Origin of the sequence: Chryseobacterium sp. OSA05B (assembly GCF_019970065.1) — a bacterium.
GTDB lineage: Bacteria > Bacteroidota > Bacteroidia > Flavobacteriales > Weeksellaceae > Chryseobacterium.
Map to the genome: position 1 here is coordinate 1 of NZ_JAHXYH010000004.1, position 20,365 is coordinate 20,365.

Consider the following 20,365-nt stretch of genomic DNA (forward strand, 5'->3'; position numbering starts at 1 on the left):
CAAAGATACAAACTTTTTTAACTCTCACAACTTTTATTTCTAAAAATTTTAAGAAGCTTTTCGTCTCCATCCTAAAGCTCATTTAAATCATTATGCTTATCTAAAAGCTCTTCTGTGCTACCGAAACTCTCTCGTTTTTCAGTGGGGCAAAGATAACAACTTATTCAAACGCAAAACAAATTTATTTAACATAAAATTCATGAAGAACCCAGATTTAATCATAAACGACTGGTATGCAGAGTGAAAAATTTTAAACTAATGTTTAATTTTTTCGCTTTCCTTTTCTGTGGTAGTGATTCTACCTTTTAATATGTTGATAGATAATGCTCAAAAACTCGGCATAAGACTTTTCCAGACCTATGATATCACCGGATTTTAGATTTAAACCGCCGCTTCCTGATGTATCGGATTTTATTGTACTGAAATGTCTAGAAGCACATATTTCCATCTATATGTAAGCTTTAGCTAAAGCCTTTTCGACTGAAACATATATTGCAAGCGGGCTAAGGCCTACTTATATTGAATCTGATACTATATATATTATATACTTGTTATCGCACATCTACTATCATATTATATATAAGGTATAAGAAATAAGATTTATCAATCAAACAGTCTTAGCTGCTGATCTTTTGCTCCGGTAAAATTCGCAGTGGAGAGTTTTGGAAATTCTTTACCGTCGAAGAACTTCTTTCGCCCGATCTTAAATGTAGTATGAATCATGTCTGCAATATTCCCCTCTCCTCTATGTCTTTCAAAATATCTTTTGTCGCCCAGCTTTCCACCGCGCATAGAACGGATAAGATTTAAAACCTTTTGTGCTCTGTCCGGAAAGTGTGACTCAATCCAATTGACAAAAACAGGTTCCACGGTATCATTTAGCCTAACAAGTGTATATCCAAAACTAATGGCTCCTGCCTCTGAAATCGATTTCAAAATATTCAACGGCTCATCGCTGTTCAGGCCTGGGATAATAGGTGCCACCATAACATGAACAGGAATTTTATTCTCTGTAAGAACTTCTATAGCCTTTAATTTATTCGGTGCCGAACTGGTACGTGGCTCCATTTTCCGTCTCAGCTCTTCATTAATAGTAGGAATACTTAGGGAGACTGAAACCAAATTCTGTTCTGCCATAGGTTTTAAAATATCCAAATCCCTCAGCACAAGTGTATTTTTTGTCAGAACATTGACAGGATGTCTGTAATCCAAACAAACCTGAAGCAGTTTCCGGGTAATCTCAAACTGCCTTTCTGCCGGCTGATAACAATCGGTGTTTCCGGAGAGCAAAATTGGCGCGGGTTTGTACCCTTTTTTCTGAAAAAATTTCTCCAAAAGCTCAGGAGCATTTTTCTTTACCATGATTTTTCTTTCAAAATCAACTCCGGCGCTGTAGCCCCAATACTCATGGGTAGGCCTCGCAAAACAGTAGGAGCAGCCGTGTTCGCAACCCTGATAAGGATTCATTGAATATTCCATCGGGAGATCTTCACTTTTTACCTGGTTCACAATGCTTTTCGGAAAAACTTCTGTAAAAGAGGTTTTTACCGCTTCGAAATCTTCTTCTTCAGGCTCATAGGTATACTGGTCGAAACGATTGATAACGTTCGACTGCGCGCCCTGCCCTTTTTTGAAATTTTCGTTTTGCATTATGATGTAAAATTAGAATGGATTTCTTATTAAATAATGAGTTTTAACATTAAAGTTATCCACAGAAAAATCCGACCCTTAAAAAGGAGCCGGATTTCACATAATTAAATATATTCTTTTACTACTTCAGCGCATAAAATTCCACTCCGTGATATTCATCTTCGTGGTTTTTGTCATCAAAATGTCTGTGATAATCAGAATAGGTATCACTATATTTTTTATCTTTTTTAGTCAATATCTTTTTTAATCCAATAAAACCTAATACTGCCAAAAGACCAACACCTCCTGCCAGTAAAACGCCAACTTCTTTTTTCATATCTCGTCCGATTTAATATAATAGCTGCTGCAAAAAGCGTACCTATTTTTCTGTTTCAAATTATAAATTTTGTTAACATTAAACTTTATTTCACCGAAAAATGTAATTCCCTTTTTTATTAAATTTAGCCAATCAATGGTTTAATTATTGTACTAACCTAAAAAAAATATATTATGGATAATTCAGAATATAACGATAGAATGACCACCCTAAGCCAGGTTATGAAGACCCTTTCAGAAAGAGGAATACACCGTGAATTCAGAATGAATGAGAACTGTGAAATGAAATTTGAAAATTCAGATAAAATATATCAACCTTCTGAACTTATCATTTTAAAGACCTATCGTTTTGAAGGTGACAGCAACCCCGATGACAATGCGGTTTTATATGTACTGAAAGATAACGCCGGAAACCGTGGTATGATTATAGATTCTTACGGAGCCGACAGCAATTATCCTGGTGAAAAGTTTGATGAATTTTTGAGAGATATCCCGGTTCAGGAAAGTGAAGAATTTAATTTCTAATACTTCCTTCAACCGAATATTTATACATATCCCCGGAGCTATTCAGTTACCGGGGTTTCTTTTTTCTTGAAAACATTCTTTAGAAATCCTTTCTTTTCTTTTTTCTCTTCCTTGGGTTTAGGTTCTTCTTTTTTGGCCTTAATCTCCTGTTTCAGTTCTTTTACCGTTTGCTTCACTTCCTTTACAGAAGAAACAGCACTTTTTACCGTTTTCTCTGTTTTCTCGACATTCTTTCCGATCAGTGTTTTCTTTAATCCCTGTTCAATTCCCTTCCAGAAAAAATTGAAAAATGATTTTGTAGGATCCCGTTCAACATTTTCCACGGCCACAGCATCAGGATACTTCCCAGAATCGGATCTGATAAAAAGATTCGCAACAGCTGTCAGCACTCCTTTTTTCTCCTGATTATTTTTATTTAAGACTGCAATTTTAAGATCCTTATGTTTGAGATTGAATGTTCCGTGCAGCCCAGCCGGGTTTCCTTTAAAATTGAAAAGCATTTCCTGAATCGTTCCGGCGGTAGCTGTTACATGAAGATAAGGCCTGATAAACGGGTTGATCCCGCTTGCCGGAAGATTGGACGTCTTTCCTGAAATGGCAAAACCATCATTATGATCTGCAACATCAAAACCCCAGTTCACAGAAAGAGGCGCAAGATTCATAAAGGAACAGTTGATCCTGATGTCCACTTTCGTAGGCTTACCTTTTGTTTTGGCAGAATTCAGGTTTTTAACGTTCATATTAAAATTAGCAAAGGTCAGTTTTCCCGGACCTGCACTTTCCGGTGTATCTTCTTCGTAAACCAAAACGGAATTCTTCAGATCAAGATTATTGACTGTCATCGGAATTTTTATCGAACGGAGCAGTTTGGAATACAAAGGCTTCACTTTCGGATCATCATTGGGGATCTTACTTCTGAAAATATTGGCATCTGCACCAAGAACCGTTACATTGGAAGCGTTGATTGATTTATTATCTGAAAATAAATCCCAATGTCCGTCTGCTGCAATCTGAGAAACTTTAATGTCATAGAGATCTCTTTCTACGGGGATCATTTTGATAAACTGTGCTCTCGAAACGAGCGGTTTCATGATAAAATTATTAACCTGAATCTTATTTTTATTTAATTTTAAAAGCCCGGCGCTTAGATTGTAAAACTTTGTTCTGTAGGCAAAATTCCTTGTGGTCAGGAAATAGTCTTTCACTTTAAAGGAAAGTCCCTGATTATTTGGTTTAGGCGCTATTTCAATTGTATTGACCGTAGCGTTCAGATCGTGAAAAGCAAGTGGCTGCATTCCTTTATCATAAACGATATCAGAATTTTTGAGGGACATTTTGCGGACAATGACCGAATTAATGATTCCCGGTCCCGGATTTTTCTTTGGCTTGTTCACGCCTGCTATAACTGTTCCACTAACATTTTCAACCAGAATATCTTTAAGATCAAGATTCAATTTTTTTTCGATAAACTCAAGCTTATTAATATTAAAGGCAATGTGTCCGGTTTTCAGATCCAATGACCCTTTTCCTGCCTCCGGAATTCCGGGATACAATATCAGATTTCTGATTTCACCGCTTTTGGGATTTAATGCCATGCTTTCGACTGTGAAATTCTGGTAATTTGAATACTGGATATCTCTTCCTGAAAAATGAAAATCTTTGTATCCGACAGGAATCACCTGTTCTGCAGTGATCTTGTCAAATTTCAACTGATTGACTTTTACATTCAGTGTTTTTGCAGAAAGTAATCTGCTACCATCAGGTTTATTGATAAGTACGGCAGCGTTATTGAGTTTTATATCTTCTAAATTAACTTCAAAATTGAGTTTTTTATCAGCCTTTTTAGGTTTTACTCCAGTGTTGTAAACAGTAAGGACTGGATTTTGGAAATCTGCATTGGCCAATGAAATTTTGTTTTTAGCCAAAACCACATCTTTGAAGTTCATTTTGGGAATGGAAAATTCAAAAAGTTTCGGTTTTTGGGGATAAAATCTTTTAAACTGATTAAAAGACAACAATGGAATCAGCCTAAAATTCCCGACTGACATTTGCCCATCCGAAGTTGTGATATTGCTTATTGTAATTGCGTATACATTATCAGGACGGAAGAAAAAATCCTTTCCTTTAATAGTATAACGGTCAAAAACCACCGGAAGTTTATCCTCCACCGATTCTTCTGTCATCTGCAGATTCTCTATAAACAAGTCCAGTTGCTGAACAGATAAAAATTTCTGTTTTGTATGCTTGAAAATATTGATCGTTCCCCTATTAATCCTGATATTTTCAAACAAAACTGGATTTCTTTTCTTTCCGGTTTTACGGTCAACAGACTTTGCAAGACTGATATTTAAATTAGGTCTGGCCAGCAGAAGATCAGATGAACTGATTCTTTTATTAAAAATGGCATCATAGATACCGAAACGGCTGATTTTTAATGTATCAATCGTTCCCTGAAGACCAATAACGTTTGTATTCTGAGGATCTTTGCTGTTTACCGTAATTCCGGCAGCGAAAATATTTCCTGAACCCAGATCTACATCCAGTGTTTTGTAGGACACCTTATAATCTGTATTCTTCTTTATATAATCCGGAAGCTGGGTTTTAAGCCATATATTCAGTCCGAAATTCGCGGCTAGAAGGATTAGCAGCAGAATTCCCAGGCTTATTAATAACTTTTTAACCCATTTTCGCATTTTATTTATTTTGATGTTCAGTATAGTTTTTATATTCTTTTTCTGAAATTTCTTTCAGAATTTTACCTTCTAAATTAATTTGAAAATGCACATTCCCGTTTTTAGAATAAAACATTGTATGTTGTCCACCATCATAACCAAAATATTTATGGGGCCTTATCTGATCAAAAATGAATGGACATAGTTCTTTATTATTTATATCAAGAATTCCGGCCTTTCCATTTTTAGAAGCAAAAATCAAATTTTCTCTTGAAATAAATTGATCATAAATCGGTGGAATAATTATTTTAAAAGTCTCAAATTCTATTAAGCCATGCTTGCCATTTTTTTCGATAAATTGTCTTTTTTCAGGACCATACTCTACCCAATTTGATATTTCATCATATTCTAACGGCAAAAGAACTTTTTTACTGATATCAATAATTCCAAACTTTTTGTTTTTAGAGGCAATAAGTTTATTATGATTGTAAAAAAGCGGACTTAATGAATTATATCCTTTAATAACTATATTATTATTTATATCAATCACCATTCCATTTGTAATAAATAAAAATTTACTCACATCTTCATTATTATCAAATTTATCATAAACAGAAGTTATTTCTTTATACTTTATCGGTATTTTAATTTGTCCCTTCTCAGAAATAACTCCATAAAAATTACCCTTTTTAACCCATAGAAAAGTGGTATTTTCAATTTGTCTTAACTCATCATATTCAAAAGGAACAATGACATTTCCTTGCCAATCAACAATACCATATTTTCTCTTTAAGTTTTTGTAAATAAGTGTTGGATCTGAATTTGAAAAATCATTATATACTGCTTCATAAGATTCACCTATTTTTTTCAAATCTTTATTAAAAAAAGAATATATTTTTCCTTTTCTGGCATTATAATATTCTGAAAAAGCATGGTTAGATTCAAAATAATTAATAAAATCATACTCTAAAGGCACTTTAAAAGTTCCATCAGTTTTTATCATCCCGAATTTGCCTTTTTTCTTTACTATTGCATTTTTAAAAGTATCAAAAACACTTGCAGAATCAAATGTATTATTTGGAAAAGCTGCCTGAGCTTTCGCATTTATAAATTTATATTTCCCGCCAATTTCTACTAAAGCAGCTCCATTTTCGAAAAATGTAGATTCGTCTCTCGTAAAAACATCCTTAGAAAAATCTGAAATATAGGCTCTTTTAAAACTATCGTATATAAAATCTGAGAGTTGTTTTCCTGAATTGTCAAAAACCGCCCATTTATTATTCTTTTTAACAATTACATTCTGATCTTTCATTTCCTGACTTGCCTCATCATAAATGACTGGAATGATTTCCCTCCCGACTTTATTGATGAACCCAGATTTCCCATTCTTTGTTACAGCACACAGTCCACTGGATCTAAAACAATCAACTTTATCATATTGTATCGGTATGACTACATTCGCCTGATTATCTATAAACCCCCACTCTCCATTTTTTTTAACAGGTGCAAGTCCTTCAGAAAAAATACCTACTGCTTCAAAATCACCCTTTAGTCTTACATTTTTTTTTGTTATAAAAAATTCTTTATTGTTATTCTTCGCATAAGCTACACCATCTTTAAAAGGATTAAGAAAATCATATTCAAAAGGAATCATAACTAAGCTATCTTTGTCAATATATCCCCATTTATCAGGGTTTTTCAGCCTTGTTCTTATCCAGTCTGTTTCATGATCTCTCTCTGTATAGCTAATGTTTTTTTTTGAAAAATCTAATTTATCCTGAGATTTTGAATGACAGGAAATAAAGATTGCAAAAAAAAAGAGAATAATACTCTTCATATTCAAGAAATATTCAGCTCAATTACATACCCTTCATGCCCTCTCACATTCATAAAGTTTCCGCCTTCGAAACTTAAATACTGTCCTTTAATCCCTACAAGCACTCCTGTAAATTCCGGTTTCTTGTCTAATGTGAAAGAATTTATTTTTTCAGGTTTTTCAAAAGGATAATCAAATCTCCATAAGTCTTCTCCCTCACTGTAGAATTTTTGGAAGTCATCAGGGAAATACTGTCTGATCTTTTGCTGGAAGTCAGCCAGATCAATTTCTCCTTCAAAATCATCCTGAAGCATTTTTCTCCAGTTGGTTTTATCAGGAAGGTGTTCTTTTAATGCAACTTCTATCATTCCGGCTTCGTAACGGTTTTCTGTTCTGGCAATCGGCAGTGCAAAAGTGGCCCCCTGATCGATCCATCTTGTTGGAATCTGGGTATTTCTCGTTACTCCTACTTTTACATCCCCTGTGTAGGCAAGATAGACGGTGTGAGGCTGCAGCTGGATTTGTTTTTCCACTTCCAGATCACGTTCAGCAACGCCTAAATGGGCTGTAGAAAGCTCAGGACGAATGATGGTATCACTGGCGTAAGGGCTTTCAAAGAAACAGTTTTTGCAGAACCCCATTCTGTAAATAGGCTTATTTTCTCCACAGTTGACACACTGAAATCCGGTATGTTTTATACGCAATTCCTTTCCGAAAAGCTCATTCATATGGATAAGATCTCCAGAAAGATTTAGATAATATTGGATCGGCTGTGCGTCGAAACTCGTCATTTTTAAAATTTGCCCTTGAAACTGCATACTGTTTATATTACTTTTTTAAGTAAATTTAATGATTATATTTTCAAAAAGTAAATTTATATTTTTGCGACATTAAAAAATCACAAATGACTTATCTTGTAACAGGAGGAAGCGGGTTTATAGGTTCCCATTTAATAGAAAAATTATTACGAAATGGACATTCTGTCATAAACGTTGACAATTTTGATGATTTCTATAATTATCAGATAAAAATTAAAAATACTTTAGCATCTATCGGTAAAAATTCGGATTTTGATTTTTCGGACAAAGAGACAGACATCAGACATTTAATGACGAGTTCCCAATCCGATCGCTACCAACTCTATTATCAGGACATTCGGGATAAAAACGGGCTTGAAACGATTTTCAAACATCACAAAATAGACCTTATTATCCATCTGGCAGCACTGGCGGGCGTACGTACTTCCATTGAAAGACCTCTTGAATATGAAGAAGTAAATGTTCGGGGCACGATGAATCTCTGGGAGCTTTGTAAAGAATTCAATGTGAGCAAATTCGTATGTGCGTCTTCATCAAGCGTTTATGGCAACAATGAAAAAACTCCTTTTGCAGAGACAGACAATGTAGACCATCCGATCTCACCGTATGCCGCCACTAAAAAAAGCAGTGAAATTTTAGGACATGTTTACCACAATCTGTATCAGATCGACATGATACAACTTCGTTTTTTCACCGTATACGGCCCGAGACAAAGACCGGATCTGGCCATCCATAAATTTACAAAACTGATCTCAGACGGCCAGGAAATCCCGTTTTACGGCGATGGAAATACAGCCAGAGACTATACTTATATTGATGATATCATCGATGGAATCATGAAATCTATCGTTTATCTGGAAAATCATTCCGGTGTTTATGAAATTATTAATCTTGGGGAAAACGAGGTGGTCACTTTATCTGAAATGCTGGCTGCCATAGAAAAGGCCCTTGGAATTTCTGCCACACGGAAAATTCTGCCAATGCAGCCGGGAGATGTCCTGAAAACCAATGCAGATATCACAAAAGCTAAGACATTAATACACTACAAACCAGACACGGACTTCCAAAATGGCATAAAAAAATTTGTGGAATGGTTTTTGAGAAAATGACATCATGTAAGTTGTTGGCACAGCTGTAATGCGGTCTATGACGGACAATGAACAAAAATTAATCAAAAAGAATTGAAAATCAAGTATAAAAAAGCGTATAATATAAGCTAATTTTATACTTTTGCAAAAAAATTAGAAAATTATGTACTGGACATTAGAACTAGCCTCCTACTTAAGTGACGCACCTTGGCCAATGACAAAGGCAGAACTTATTGACTATGCAATCAGAACTGGTGCACCCATGGAAGTTGTAGAAAACCTTCAGGCTATCGAAGACGAAGGAGAGATCTACGAATCTATCGAAGAGGTATGGAGTGATTATCCTACCGATGAGGATTTCCTTTGGAACGAAGACGAATATTAATTAAAGCAATAAGCTTTAAGCAATGTGCTTAGAGCTTTTTTGCCCTTTTTATATATAAAATTCACACGATAAGCGTGTCAGTAAAACGCTTAAAGCATATTGCTTTAAGCATAAAGCAAAAAATTTATGAGTTTTTTAAACAAAGTTCTTAAAGGGTTTTTGGGAGACAAAAAAGCGCAGGACCTAAAAGAAGTAAAAAAAGTTGTAACAAAAATCAAAGCTGTAGAACCAGCCATTCAACAGTTGACTGATGATGGACTGAGAGAAAAAACTGCTGAATTTAAAGAAAATATTAAATCTGCAACCAGCAAAATTACAGCGCAGATAGAACAGATAAAGGAGCAGGTAAAAAATTCACCTAACGTAGATGAAAAGGAAGCTCTTTTCACAAAAATTGAGGCTCTTAAAAAAGAATCATACGACATCGAAGAAAAAGTTCTTGGTCAGATCCTTCCTGAAGCTTTTGCACTGGTAAAAGAAACAGCAAGAAGATGGGCTCAGAACGGAGAAATCCGCACGAAGGCAACAGACTGGGACAGACAATTGGCCGGAGCAGGTAAAGATTTCGTAGAGATTCAGGGAGATACTGCTATCTGGAAAAACTCTTGGGACGCTGCCGGAACTCCTGTAGTTTGGGATATGGTCCATTATGATGTTCAGTTTATCGGAGGGGTTATTCTTCACAGCGGTAAAATTACCGAAATGGCAACCGGTGAAGGTAAAACTTTGGTAGGAACATTACCTATTTACTTAAATGCACTTTCTGAAAGAGGTGTTCACGTAGTAACGGTGAATGATTATCTTGCTAAAAGAGACTCGGCCTGGATGGGCCCTCTTTATCAGTTCCATGGAATGTCTATCGACTGTATCGATAACCACCAGCCGAACTCAGACGGAAGAAGAAAAGCATACAACTCAGATATTACGTACGGAACGAATAACGAATTCGGTTTCGATTATCTGAGAGACAACATGGTGACTTCACCTTCAGAACTGGTGCAGAGAGAACTAAACTTTGCCATTGTGGATGAAGTAGACTCTGTATTGGTAGATGATGCCAGAACACCGTTGATTATTTCAGGTCCGGTTCCTCAGGGAGACAGACAGGAATTTGATGTTCTTAAACCTTCTATCGACAGAATCGTTGAAGTTCAGAAAAAAACGGTTTCTGCGCTCTTTAATGAAGCAAAAAAATTAATTGCTGCAGGAAACACAAAAGAAGGAGGATTCAAATTGCTTCAGGCTTACAGAGGTCTTCCTAAAAACAGACAATTAATCAAATTCTTATCGGAAAGCGGAAACAGAGCATTGCTTCAGAAAGTTGAAGCACAATACATGCAGGACAACAACCGTGACATGCCGATTGTAGATAAAGATCTTTATTTCGTTATCGAAGAGAAAAACAATCAGGTTGATCTTACCGATAAAGGAGTAGAATATATGTCTCAGGGAAATTCTGACAACAACTTCTTTGTTCTTCCGGATATCGGAACAGAAATCGCAGAAGTTGAAGCAAGAAATCTTACTAAAGAAGAAGAATTCGAAGCTAAAGAAAAACTTTTCTCTGACTTCGCTGAAAAATCTGAGCGTGTACACACGATGAGCCAGCTGTTAAAAGCATACACATTATTCGAGAAGGATGATGAGTATGTAGTGATTGACGGTGAAGTAAAAATCGTTGACGAGCAGACAGGCCGTATCATGGAGGGAAGACGTTATTCAGACGGTCTTCACCAGGCGATCGAAGCTAAGGAAAATGTGAAAATTGAAGCCGCTACGCAGACTTTTGCAACGGTAACGCTTCAGAACTATTTCCGTATGTACAACAAGCTTGCGGGTATGACGGGTACTGCAGAAACAGAAGCTGGAGAGCTTTGGGAGATCTACAAATTAGATGTTGTGGTGATTCCTACCAACCGTCCTATTTTAAGACATGACAGACAGGATTTAGTTTTCAAAACTAACCGTGAAAAATATAACGCCGTTATTGAAGAAATTGAAAAATTAACAGCAGCGAAAAGACCTGTATTGGTAGGTACGACTTCTGTTGAAATCTCTCAATTACTTTCTAAGGCCCTTCAACTAAGAAAAATTCCACACCAGGTATTGAATGCGAAGCTTCACAAGAAAGAAGCGGAGATCGTTGCCGGAGCAGGACAGCCAGGCGTTGTAACGATTGCAACGAACATGGCAGGTCGTGGTACGGATATCAAGCTTTCTAAAGAAGTAAAAGAAGCTGGAGGTTTAGCGATTATCGGTACAGAAAGACACGATTCAAGACGTGTAGACAGACAGCTTAGAGGTAGAGCGGGACGTCAGGGAGACCCTGGAAGTTCTCAGTTTTATGTATCTCTTGAAGATAACCTGATGCGTCTTTTCGGTTCTGAGAGAATCGCGAAAATGATGGACAGAATGGGTCATAAAGAAGGTGAAGTGATTCAGCATTCTATGATAAGCAAGTCTATCGAAAGAGCGCAGAAGAAAGTAGAAGAAAATAACTTCGGGATCAGAAAGAGACTTCTTGAATATGATGACGTCATGAACAAACAGCGTGACGTAATCTATAAGAGAAGAAAGAATGCTCTGTTTGGGGATCACCTTAAGTATGACATTACGAACATGATCTTCGATGTTTCGAATTCAATTGTTACCAAAGGAAAATCGACAGGAAACTATAAAGATTTCGAATTCGATATCATTAAGTTCTTCACGATGGAATCTCCGGTTTCAGAAAGTGACTTCAAGAGCAAGCAGATTCCTGAATTGACTGATCTTGTTTTCAAAGCGGCTCAGGAAGATTACAAAATGAAACTGAACCTACTGAAAGAGAAATCATTCCCTATCATTGAGAATGTATATCAGAATCAGGGTTCAATGTTTAAAATGATCCAGGTTCCTTTCTCAGACGGACACAAAACAATGACTATTGTGGCTGATCTGAAAGAAGCTTACGACACTCAGTGTGAAAGTTTAATCAATGATTTTGAAAAGAACATCACTTTATCCATCATCGATGAAAACTGGAAGCTTCACCTTCGTGAAATGGATGACCTGAGAAGATCTTCTCAAGGTGCAGTATACGAACAGAAAGATCCGTTGGTAATTTACAAACAGGAATCATTCCACTTATTCAGTGAAATGGTAGACAAAATGAACAAAGAAATTATTTCTTTCCTATACAAAGGAGAAATCCCCGCTTAAGGAATTAATAATAAAATCTCATAAAAACCCCGCTTCAGCACCGACTGAAGCGGGGTTTTGTTATTCAGTGCTTAATGAATTCATGATAAATATCAATTCTGTTATTTATTTAGAACAATTAAAAACAATATATTTGCAAAAAATTTGACTTTCATGAAACATGTACTGATCTGTGCCTCATTGCTGGGTTCTCTACTGGTCTTTGCCCAAGAAAAGGATTCAACAGCCTTAAAAAGCATTGATGAAGTGATCATCAAAACCTATGTCAAAAAAGACAGTGAATATTCTAACAAAATGCCTTTAAAAGCGATAGAAGATCCACAGGTATATTCTTCAATTGATAAGAGTATTTTAGAGAACCAATTATTGTTTACTGTAGATGATGCTTTCAGAAATGTTGCCGGAGCACAGAAAATGTGGAGTGCTACCAACAGAGCCGGGGACGGTGGAATCTATCTGAACTTAAGAGGTTTTGTGGCCGGAAATTCTATCAGAAATGGTATGGTCGCACCAATAACTACTTCTATGGATGCGATTAACGTAGAAAGAATAGAAGTATTGAAGGGGCCTTCTGCTACTCTATTTGGAAGTAATGTAACTTCGTATGGAGGGGTAGTGAACAGAGTAACTAAAAAGCCATTCGAAACGCTTGCAGGAGCGGTTTCATTAGCGGGAGGAAGCTATAATTATTATAGAGTTCAGGCTGACGTAAATACTCCAATAACCAAAGATAAAAAATTATTATTCAGATTAAATACTGCGTATACCAATCAGGGGACTTTCCAGAAAACAAATGCTAAGAATGAGTTTTATGCATTCACTCCTTCCATTACCTATCGTCCAACAGACAATTTAGAGATTAATGCAGAATTGGAAATGTTTGAGACCAATTCCTATCCTGAGACCGCCTTTTTCTTTTATGTGCCAAGTGCACAGCTGGGAGCAGACAACATGGACAAACTTGAAAAATTAGGTTATAATTATAAACAGACATATGTAGGTGACGGGCTGAAAACCACTGGAAAAGCCAGAAACTTTTTCGGACAGGTTAACTATAAAATTAATGAGCATATCAAATCATCTACTAATGTAAGTACTTCTTATTCCAATTCAGATGGCTTCAACCCTTACTTCTATTTTGCACCGAAAGGAGCGGTCACTCTAAACCCAAATGATACAGAATTGGGTGTAGTTCGAGCAGACCAGTCTACCAGAGACAGTAAAAGGACCTACTTACAGCTTCAGCAGAATTTCAATTTTGATTTTAATATCGGAAGTGTAAGAAACAGAACGGTTGCAGGATTCGATTATATGAGAATGAATGACAATCAGTATTTTATGTTTACCAATTTTGACTGGGTTTCATTTAATGCTCCTGATTATTCCAATATGAACGGACAGACATTGTCTGCCATGTACAGCAATCTTCAAAATCAGCCTGATTTTGCAAAAAACAACACCTATATCAGTACAGGAAAGAAAGATACTTACAGTGGTTATATTTCCAACGTAATTACTCCAGTACAAGGGCTTAATATTTTGACATCATTACGATATGAAAGCTCTAATTTTAAAGGAGGGCAAATAGGACAGAATATAGCAGATGCATATACCCAAGCCGCATGGTCTCCAAAATTCGGAATCGTCTATCAGATCGTTCCTGAACAGGTATCCGTTTTTGGAAATTACCAGAACAGCTTTACAAGCAACGGTTATTATATTTCAGACGCGGCTTCAAACCTTAAGCTATCAGATCCTGAAAGAGCCAATCAGTTTGAAGGAGGTATTAAAACCAATCTTTTGAAAGGAAGAATTACCACAACATTAAGTTACTATAATATCAAAGTAAAAAATACCCTTCTCAATACCGGTGAATTTGTTCAGTCTACAGGAAAAGCAATCCAAAATCAGGCTGGTTTATTAAGAAGCCAGGGAGTAGAATTAGAAGCCAATGCATATCTGGTAAAAGGGTTCTCTGTAATTGCAGGGGTGAGCTATAATGATATGAAATACACGGAAGCTGATGCTACTGTAGTAGGAAGAAGACCTGCAACAGCTTCATCTCCGTGGTTAGTGAACTTTAACGCCAGCTACCAGTTTCTGGACGGAAACTTAAAAGGCTTAGGATTCGGAGTTGGAGGAAACTACGCGAGTGACAACAAAATTGTCAACTCTACGACGATGGGAACTTTCATCCTTCCAAAATATCTGGTCTTGAATGCGAATGCCTTCTATGATACCAAAAAATTCAGAATCGGGGTAAAAGTAGACAATTTCACCAGTGAACATTACTGGAATGGTTTTACGACTGCAAATGCACAGCCTCTGGCTAATGTAGTTGGAAGTTTCACTTATAAATTCTAATTCAAACACTACTTAAACAATGAAAAGAATAACGATAGGAGCAGCATTACTAACATCCATATTAGCTTTAGCTCAGGAAAAAGACACTATTAAATCTAATGACATCGAAGAAGTTGTTGTCAACGGAAGATACTATCAGAAATATAAACTTAACGAGGTGTCGGGATCATTAAGATTACAAACCCCGATTATTGAACTTCCACAAAACGTACAATCCATCAGTGGCCAGGTTTTGAATGACCAGATCACTTTAAATATGTCTGAAGGAATTGTCCGTAACGTAAGTGGAGCCAGAAAAGTAGAACACTGGGATAATGTTTATTCTAACGTTTTCATGAGAGGAGCAAGTATCGCCACCTATATGAACGGAATGAATGTCTCTTCTACGTGGGGACCTATCAATCCTGACGCGTCTATTATTGACAGGATAGAGTTTGTAAAAGGACCGGCAGGATTCATGGGATCTATGGGTGATCCTGCAGGATTTTACAATGTAGTAACAAAAAAACCAACAGGAAAATTTGCCAACAGTGTAAGGTTCACAACTGGAAGCTACAATCTTTTCAGAGGAGAAGCAGATCTTGACGGCGTTATCGTGAAAGATGGTGTTTTGGATTATCGTTTAAACCTAATGGGTAGTTCCAACAAATCATGGTCAGAAAATGATAAGACCAGCAAAATTATCATCGCTCCGTCTATTACTTTCAGACCTACAAAAACAACAACATTCACAGCACAGTATAACTATCAGTTTTTAAAATTCAACCAGCCGGGAGCGTATTTAATGTCTAATGACGGTTATGCTTCATTAAATGTTCATACTAACTTTAACGACCCAAACTTCAAAAAAACAGAAGTGAAGGATCAGAGCTTATTCTTAACCCTGGATCAGAAATTATTCAAAGACTGGGTTTGGAGTACACAGTATGCCTACATGGATATGAACTATGACGGTGGTTCATGGTGGGGAGGATTTTATGGCTCAAACCCAAATATTCTCAGTAGATCTTTAAGCAACTGGCAGGCTCTCGGAAAAAACAATATATTCCAGACCTATGTGAGAGGAAGTTTAGAAACAGGAAATATTACGCATAAAATCATTGCCGGATTCGATTACGGGAATAGAAAATACCAGGCTGACTTCTCTTATTTAGGAGATGGAGGATCAATTGATATTTATAATATTGCTTACGGTGTAAACCCAAATACACTGCCTCCCGAAAGTGCTTACTATCTAAACAGAAATGCTACTTATTATAATGATCAGGGAGTGAAATATACTTCTTATTATGCTCAGGATCAAATAGGAATGCTTAATAATAAGTTACGTATTACACTGGCAGGAAGATATACAAACGGAACTACATTCTCAGGATATCCTAATTTAGATCCAATAAAAGCTGATCAAGCCGGAGAATTCACTCCAAGAGTGGGTGCCAGCTACTCTATTAAAGATGATTTTTCAGTCTATGGAGTTTTTGATAAAACGTTTGCGCCTCAGTCTGCAACGGGGATTAACGGATCTTCAATTACGGATCCTTTAAAAGGACAGAATATTGAGTTTGGACTAAAAAAAGACTGGATGGGAGGAAAATGGAACTCTACCGTTGCAGTATATGAAATCCGAAGAAAAAACATTTTGGTTGCCGGAAATTCAAATGACAACAACGGAAATGCTTTTATGATTCCAACCGGAGAACAAAGATCACGTGGTTTTGAAGCCGATATTAAAGGAGAAATTGTAAAAGGATTGAACATTGTGGTAAACTATGCATATACAGATGCCAAAACAATCAAAGATTCCGATGCAAGCAGAATAGGAGTACAATCTCCCGGAAATGCTAAAAACGTACAAAACACCTGGTTAAGCTACAGATTTGAACATGGTAATCTGAAAGGATTCGGTATTTCTGCAGGATATCAGTATCAGGGAGGAAGACAGTCCTGGTTCGGGACAACCGCAAAATATGACCAGAGTCTGGAAGACTACTTTGACACCAACTTCGGGATCTCTTATGTAGCTAAAAAATTCGATGTTAATCTATTGCTGAACAATGTTCTGAACAGAAAGCTTTACAGCGGTTACAGATCAGATGACGGTTCGTACGCATGGATCTACAATGCTCCGCGTAACTGGAGACTATCAATAGGATATAAATTTTAAATAATCAAAAGTTAGCCTCTTCGGAGGTTAACTTTTTGCTATGAAGAAAAAGCACCCCCATAAAAAGAAAGTTTCTTTTACAAAAAAATGGTCTGCCAAACTGCATTTGTGGTTTGGTTTATCCGTTGGTATCATTGTCTTTATCGTTTCGCTTACCGGAACGCTGTATGTTTTTAAAGACGAAATACAGAACAGTCTCCGAAAAGAAGCTATGTATGTGAAGGAAATCACCGCCTCTCCCCTTTCTATAGCCATCCTGAAGGAAAAGGTTAGTCTGGAGCTCAATGAAAAGTTTCCGTTGAATGCCGTGGAAATTTCTTTGGATAAAAATAGATCTTACCGTTTTTCTTACTACGAAAAAAATAAAAAAGGCTGGAATTATTTTGAAGAAGTTAAAATCAATAAGCTCGTCTATGTAGATCAGTACACCGGAAAAATTCTGGCTGTTTATAACGAAAAATACAATTTTTTCAACATCCTGAAATACATCCACTGGAGCCTTCTTCTGAATTCCGAATGGGGAAAATACGTCGTAGGAATTCCTACCGTCCTGTTTATTTTCATGCTCATTACCGGAATTGTATTGTGGTGGCCAAAAAACAAAAAAGCAAGAAAAGGCCGCTTCTGGTTCAGCTGGGAAAATGTAAAAACATGGAAACGTAAAAACTATGACCTTCATAATGTATTAGGTTTCTACGCTTCATTTTTCGCCTTACTGATCAGCATTACAGGGATCTATTTTGCTTATCCGTATGTAAAAAACACGTTCAATCTTGCTTTGTCAGGATCTTTGGAACAGCCGAAAGAAAAAGAAATCAAATCTCCGGACTCTCTGATGGCTAAAAACCCTTCAGTATATGATCTTACAGCTCAGGAAACGAGAAAACTTTATGCTCACTCTTCCAGTTTCAGAATTCCACTGAACGGAAAAAATAAAAAAGGAAAAGAATTAAAGAATATCCCCGTGACCATATACGGAGAGGAGGGACGCTTCAGCGAAAGAAGTTCATTGGTCTTTGACAATTATTCAGGAAAACTGCTGGCTGAAAAACCTCATCAGAAACTGAACAACGCGGAAAAATACGCCAATGCCAATTACGACATCCATACAGGCTCCTACTTTGGATTGTTTGGAAAAATTTTATGGTTCATTACCGGACTCATCTGTACTTCACTTCCTGTCACAGGATTTCTTGTATGGTGGGGGAAACAAAAAAAACAAGGAAAGAAAATATAATGAAAAAAGCGCTTTTATCAGCCGCATGCTTAGGCTCAGCAACTGTTTTTGCTCAGGTTAAAGACAGCGTACAGACCAACAATGTGGACGAAGTCGTGATGACTGCTTCAAGAAAAAAAGAAAGTATCAAAGAAATACCTAGCTCAGTCACGATCGTTGCCGAAAAGCAGATCCAGTCTCAGTTGACCGTTAATTCCGATATCACCAGTATTCTTCAGTATACGGTTCCCAGTTTAGGAACCAACTCCGGGCAGACTTCCAACACCGGACAGACTTTAAGAGGACGTCAGGTTCTTGTCCTTATTGATGGAATTCCCCAGTCTACTCCACTCAGAAACGGAGCAAGAGACATCAGGTCTATCGATCCTTCAGTAATTGAAAGAATTGAGGTCATCAAAGGAGCATCGTCTATCTACGGAAACGGTGCAGATGGTGGAATCATCAACTATATCACGAGAAGAAGCAAATCCGATAAAACTATTTCAGGATTGACTCAGGTAGGTTTCACTGGCCAGTCTTATGGCGGAACTTTAGGAGTAAGAGCCAGCCAGCTTTTATCCGGAAAGGTGAATAAATTCGATTATGTTTTCTCTCTTGCCTATGAAAGAACAGGATACATGAAAGATGCAGACGGAGTAAGCCTTTCTCCAACCTACAGCACCGCAAAGATGGACAACTATAACGGAATGCTTAAAATAGGATATGATATCAACAAAGATCAAAGGATTGAAGCTTCTTACATCGGATATTCCTCCAGATCTGACCTCAGCTTAGGATTGGTAACCGGAAAATATGGCATTAAACCGACGATTGGAGAAGGTGTAGGAAAAAACCTTGAAACAACTCCTCAGGGAACTCCTAAAAACCATAATTTCAGGATCAATTACGATAATCAAAATCTATTCTGGGGAACCACTTCACTGAATTTTAATGCCTATATGCAGGATTTCAAGACAGTGTATGGATACAGTGACACATTCTTCGGAGGAGGACAGTCCAATGTAATCTCTAAAAAATACGGAGCCAGAATTAACTTTGACACCAAACTTTGGAACGCTCAGAATTCACAGGCTGAAATCATGTACGGAATGGATATCCTTAATGACCAGACAGTACAGAAACTGGAAGACGGCCGCTACTGGACACCGGACATGAATATGACCAACCTGGCCCCTTTCCTGTTGGTTAAAGTTGATTTATTAAAGAAACTGACCATCAAAGGAGGTCTTCGCTACGAAAACATGAGTGTCAACGTAGGAGATTTCAATACCCTTTCTTCCGTTAAAAGTGACGGAACCTTTACCACAAGTATTTTCGTGACCGGAGGAAAGCTCAAATATAATGCATTGGTAGCCAATTTAGGGATACGTTACAACGTTGAACCTTTCTTAAACCTGTTCGGAAGCTTTTCACAATCCTACTCAATCAACGAGCTGGGAAGAATTCTGAGAACATCTACTCAGGGAACCATTCAGAGTCTTGAGACCAAACCGATCATCGTCAACAACTATGAATTTGGTGCTACAGGACAAATCTCAAAGTGGGTCAACTATGAGATCACTTCTTATGTAAGTACTTCAAAGCTGGGTGCTTCATTTGTACAGAGTGCAGACAGGGCATTAACCATTCAGAGATCACCGGAAATTGTGTACGGGGTTGAAGGATTCCTTCATTTCACGCCGACCAGATGGGTTAATTTCGGAGGAAGCTACAGCTGGATGGAAGGAATCACTTCCGTAAAAGATGACGGAGATTACTCAGCAAAAATCAACAACAGCAGAATTTCTGCACCTAAAGTTCTTGCATACGTTCAGTTCAGACCTATCCCTGCATTATCCGTTGGTCTTGATATGCTGCATGCCTTTGAACAGGACAGATTCCAGCCTAATGCAAAAACAGGATTGTACTTGTACGGAGAAGGTTATGTTCCTGATTATACTATTTTTAACTTTAAAGCAAGTTATGAAGTCAATAGAAACTGGAAGGTTTCTTTAGGGGTAGAAAACGTGTTCAACAAAATGTATCAGCCGGCTATTGCATGGTGGTCTGCACGTGACAGCGAATTCGTGAATTCATTGGGAGCGAGAGGTACTGCAATGATTGAGTACAAATTTTAATTAAACTAAATAA

The 20,365-nt window shown here is 37.1% G+C and carries 13 protein-coding genes; 8 read left to right on the forward strand and 5 right to left on the reverse strand.

Annotated elements, in window-relative coordinates; all coding sequences use genetic code 11:
* Positions 1–603 precede the first annotated feature (603 nt).
* Together LC419_RS15670 and LC419_RS15675 are read right to left on the reverse strand one after the other, a co-directional pair.
* On the reverse strand, positions 604–1,650 hold the full coding sequence (locus LC419_RS15670) for a PA0069 family radical SAM protein (protein WP_223608249.1): 1,047 nt from the start codon (positions 1,648–1,650) through the stop codon (positions 604–606).
* Between the two features lie 121 nt (positions 1,651–1,771).
* Positions 1,772–1,966, reverse strand: a complete 195-nt coding sequence (locus tag LC419_RS15675) for a hypothetical protein (RefSeq protein ID WP_034724644.1) — start codon at positions 1,964–1,966, stop codon at positions 1,772–1,774.
* Between the two features lie 173 nt (positions 1,967–2,139).
* Between LC419_RS15675 and LC419_RS15680 the strand changes: the two genes are divergently transcribed.
* Complete coding sequence (locus LC419_RS15680) at positions 2,140–2,490, forward strand: hypothetical protein (RefSeq protein WP_223608250.1); 351 nt, start codon at positions 2,140–2,142, stop codon at positions 2,488–2,490.
* 38 nt (positions 2,491–2,528) lie between these two features.
* On the opposite strand, the gene LC419_RS15685 is transcribed toward LC419_RS15680, so the two are convergent.
* Genes LC419_RS15685 through LC419_RS15695 form a run of 3 tightly spaced genes read right to left on the reverse strand, consistent with a single transcriptional unit; the run spans position 2,529 to position 7,796 of the window.
* On the reverse strand, positions 2,529–5,183 hold the full coding sequence (locus LC419_RS15685; protein ID WP_223608251.1) for a hypothetical protein: 2,655 nt from the start codon (positions 5,181–5,183) through the stop codon (positions 2,529–2,531).
* A gap of 1 nt (position 5,184) precedes the next feature.
* Positions 5,185–6,999, reverse strand: a complete 1,815-nt coding sequence (locus LC419_RS15690; RefSeq protein WP_223608252.1) for a WG repeat-containing protein — start codon at positions 6,997–6,999, stop codon at positions 5,185–5,187.
* 2 nt (positions 7,000–7,001) lie between these two features.
* Complete coding sequence (locus LC419_RS15695) at positions 7,002–7,796, reverse strand: DUF2797 domain-containing protein (protein WP_223608253.1); 795 nt, start codon at positions 7,794–7,796, stop codon at positions 7,002–7,004.
* 86 nt (positions 7,797–7,882) lie between these two features.
* Between LC419_RS15695 and LC419_RS15700 the strand changes: the two genes are divergently transcribed.
* The 7 genes from LC419_RS15700 (at position 7,883) to LC419_RS15730 (ending at position 20,352) form a co-directional block, all read left to right on the forward strand.
* Complete coding sequence (locus LC419_RS15700) at positions 7,883–8,905, forward strand: GDP-mannose 4,6-dehydratase (RefSeq protein ID WP_223608254.1); 1,023 nt, start codon at positions 7,883–7,885, stop codon at positions 8,903–8,905.
* Between the two features lie 142 nt (positions 8,906–9,047).
* Positions 9,048–9,269: a DUF2795 domain-containing protein gene (locus tag LC419_RS15705; protein ID WP_002662059.1), complete on the forward strand. Its 222-nt coding sequence runs from the start codon at positions 9,048–9,050 to the stop codon at positions 9,267–9,269.
* 126 nt (positions 9,270–9,395) lie between these two features.
* Positions 9,396–12,470, forward strand: a complete 3,075-nt coding sequence (gene secA / locus LC419_RS15710; RefSeq protein ID WP_223608255.1) for a preprotein translocase subunit SecA — start codon at positions 9,396–9,398, stop codon at positions 12,468–12,470.
* Positions 12,471–12,623: 153 nt separating this feature from the next.
* Complete coding sequence (locus LC419_RS15715) at positions 12,624–14,834, forward strand: TonB-dependent siderophore receptor (RefSeq protein ID WP_223608256.1); 2,211 nt, start codon at positions 12,624–12,626, stop codon at positions 14,832–14,834.
* Positions 14,835–14,853: 19 nt separating this feature from the next.
* The gene (locus tag LC419_RS15720; RefSeq protein WP_223608257.1) at positions 14,854–16,998 is read left to right on the forward strand and encodes a TonB-dependent siderophore receptor; all 2,145 of its coding nucleotides are present in this window, start codon (positions 14,854–14,856) and stop codon (positions 16,996–16,998) included.
* Positions 16,999–17,038: 40 nt separating this feature from the next.
* Positions 17,039–18,235: a PepSY domain-containing protein gene (locus tag LC419_RS15725; RefSeq protein ID WP_223608258.1), complete on the forward strand. Its 1,197-nt coding sequence runs from the start codon at positions 17,039–17,041 to the stop codon at positions 18,233–18,235.
* On the forward strand, positions 18,235–20,352 hold the full coding sequence (locus LC419_RS15730; RefSeq protein WP_223608259.1) for a TonB-dependent receptor: 2,118 nt from the start codon (positions 18,235–18,237) through the stop codon (positions 20,350–20,352). Before LC419_RS15725 ends, LC419_RS15730 begins: the two co-directional genes overlap by 1 nt.
* Positions 20,353–20,365: the final 13 nt, after the last annotated feature.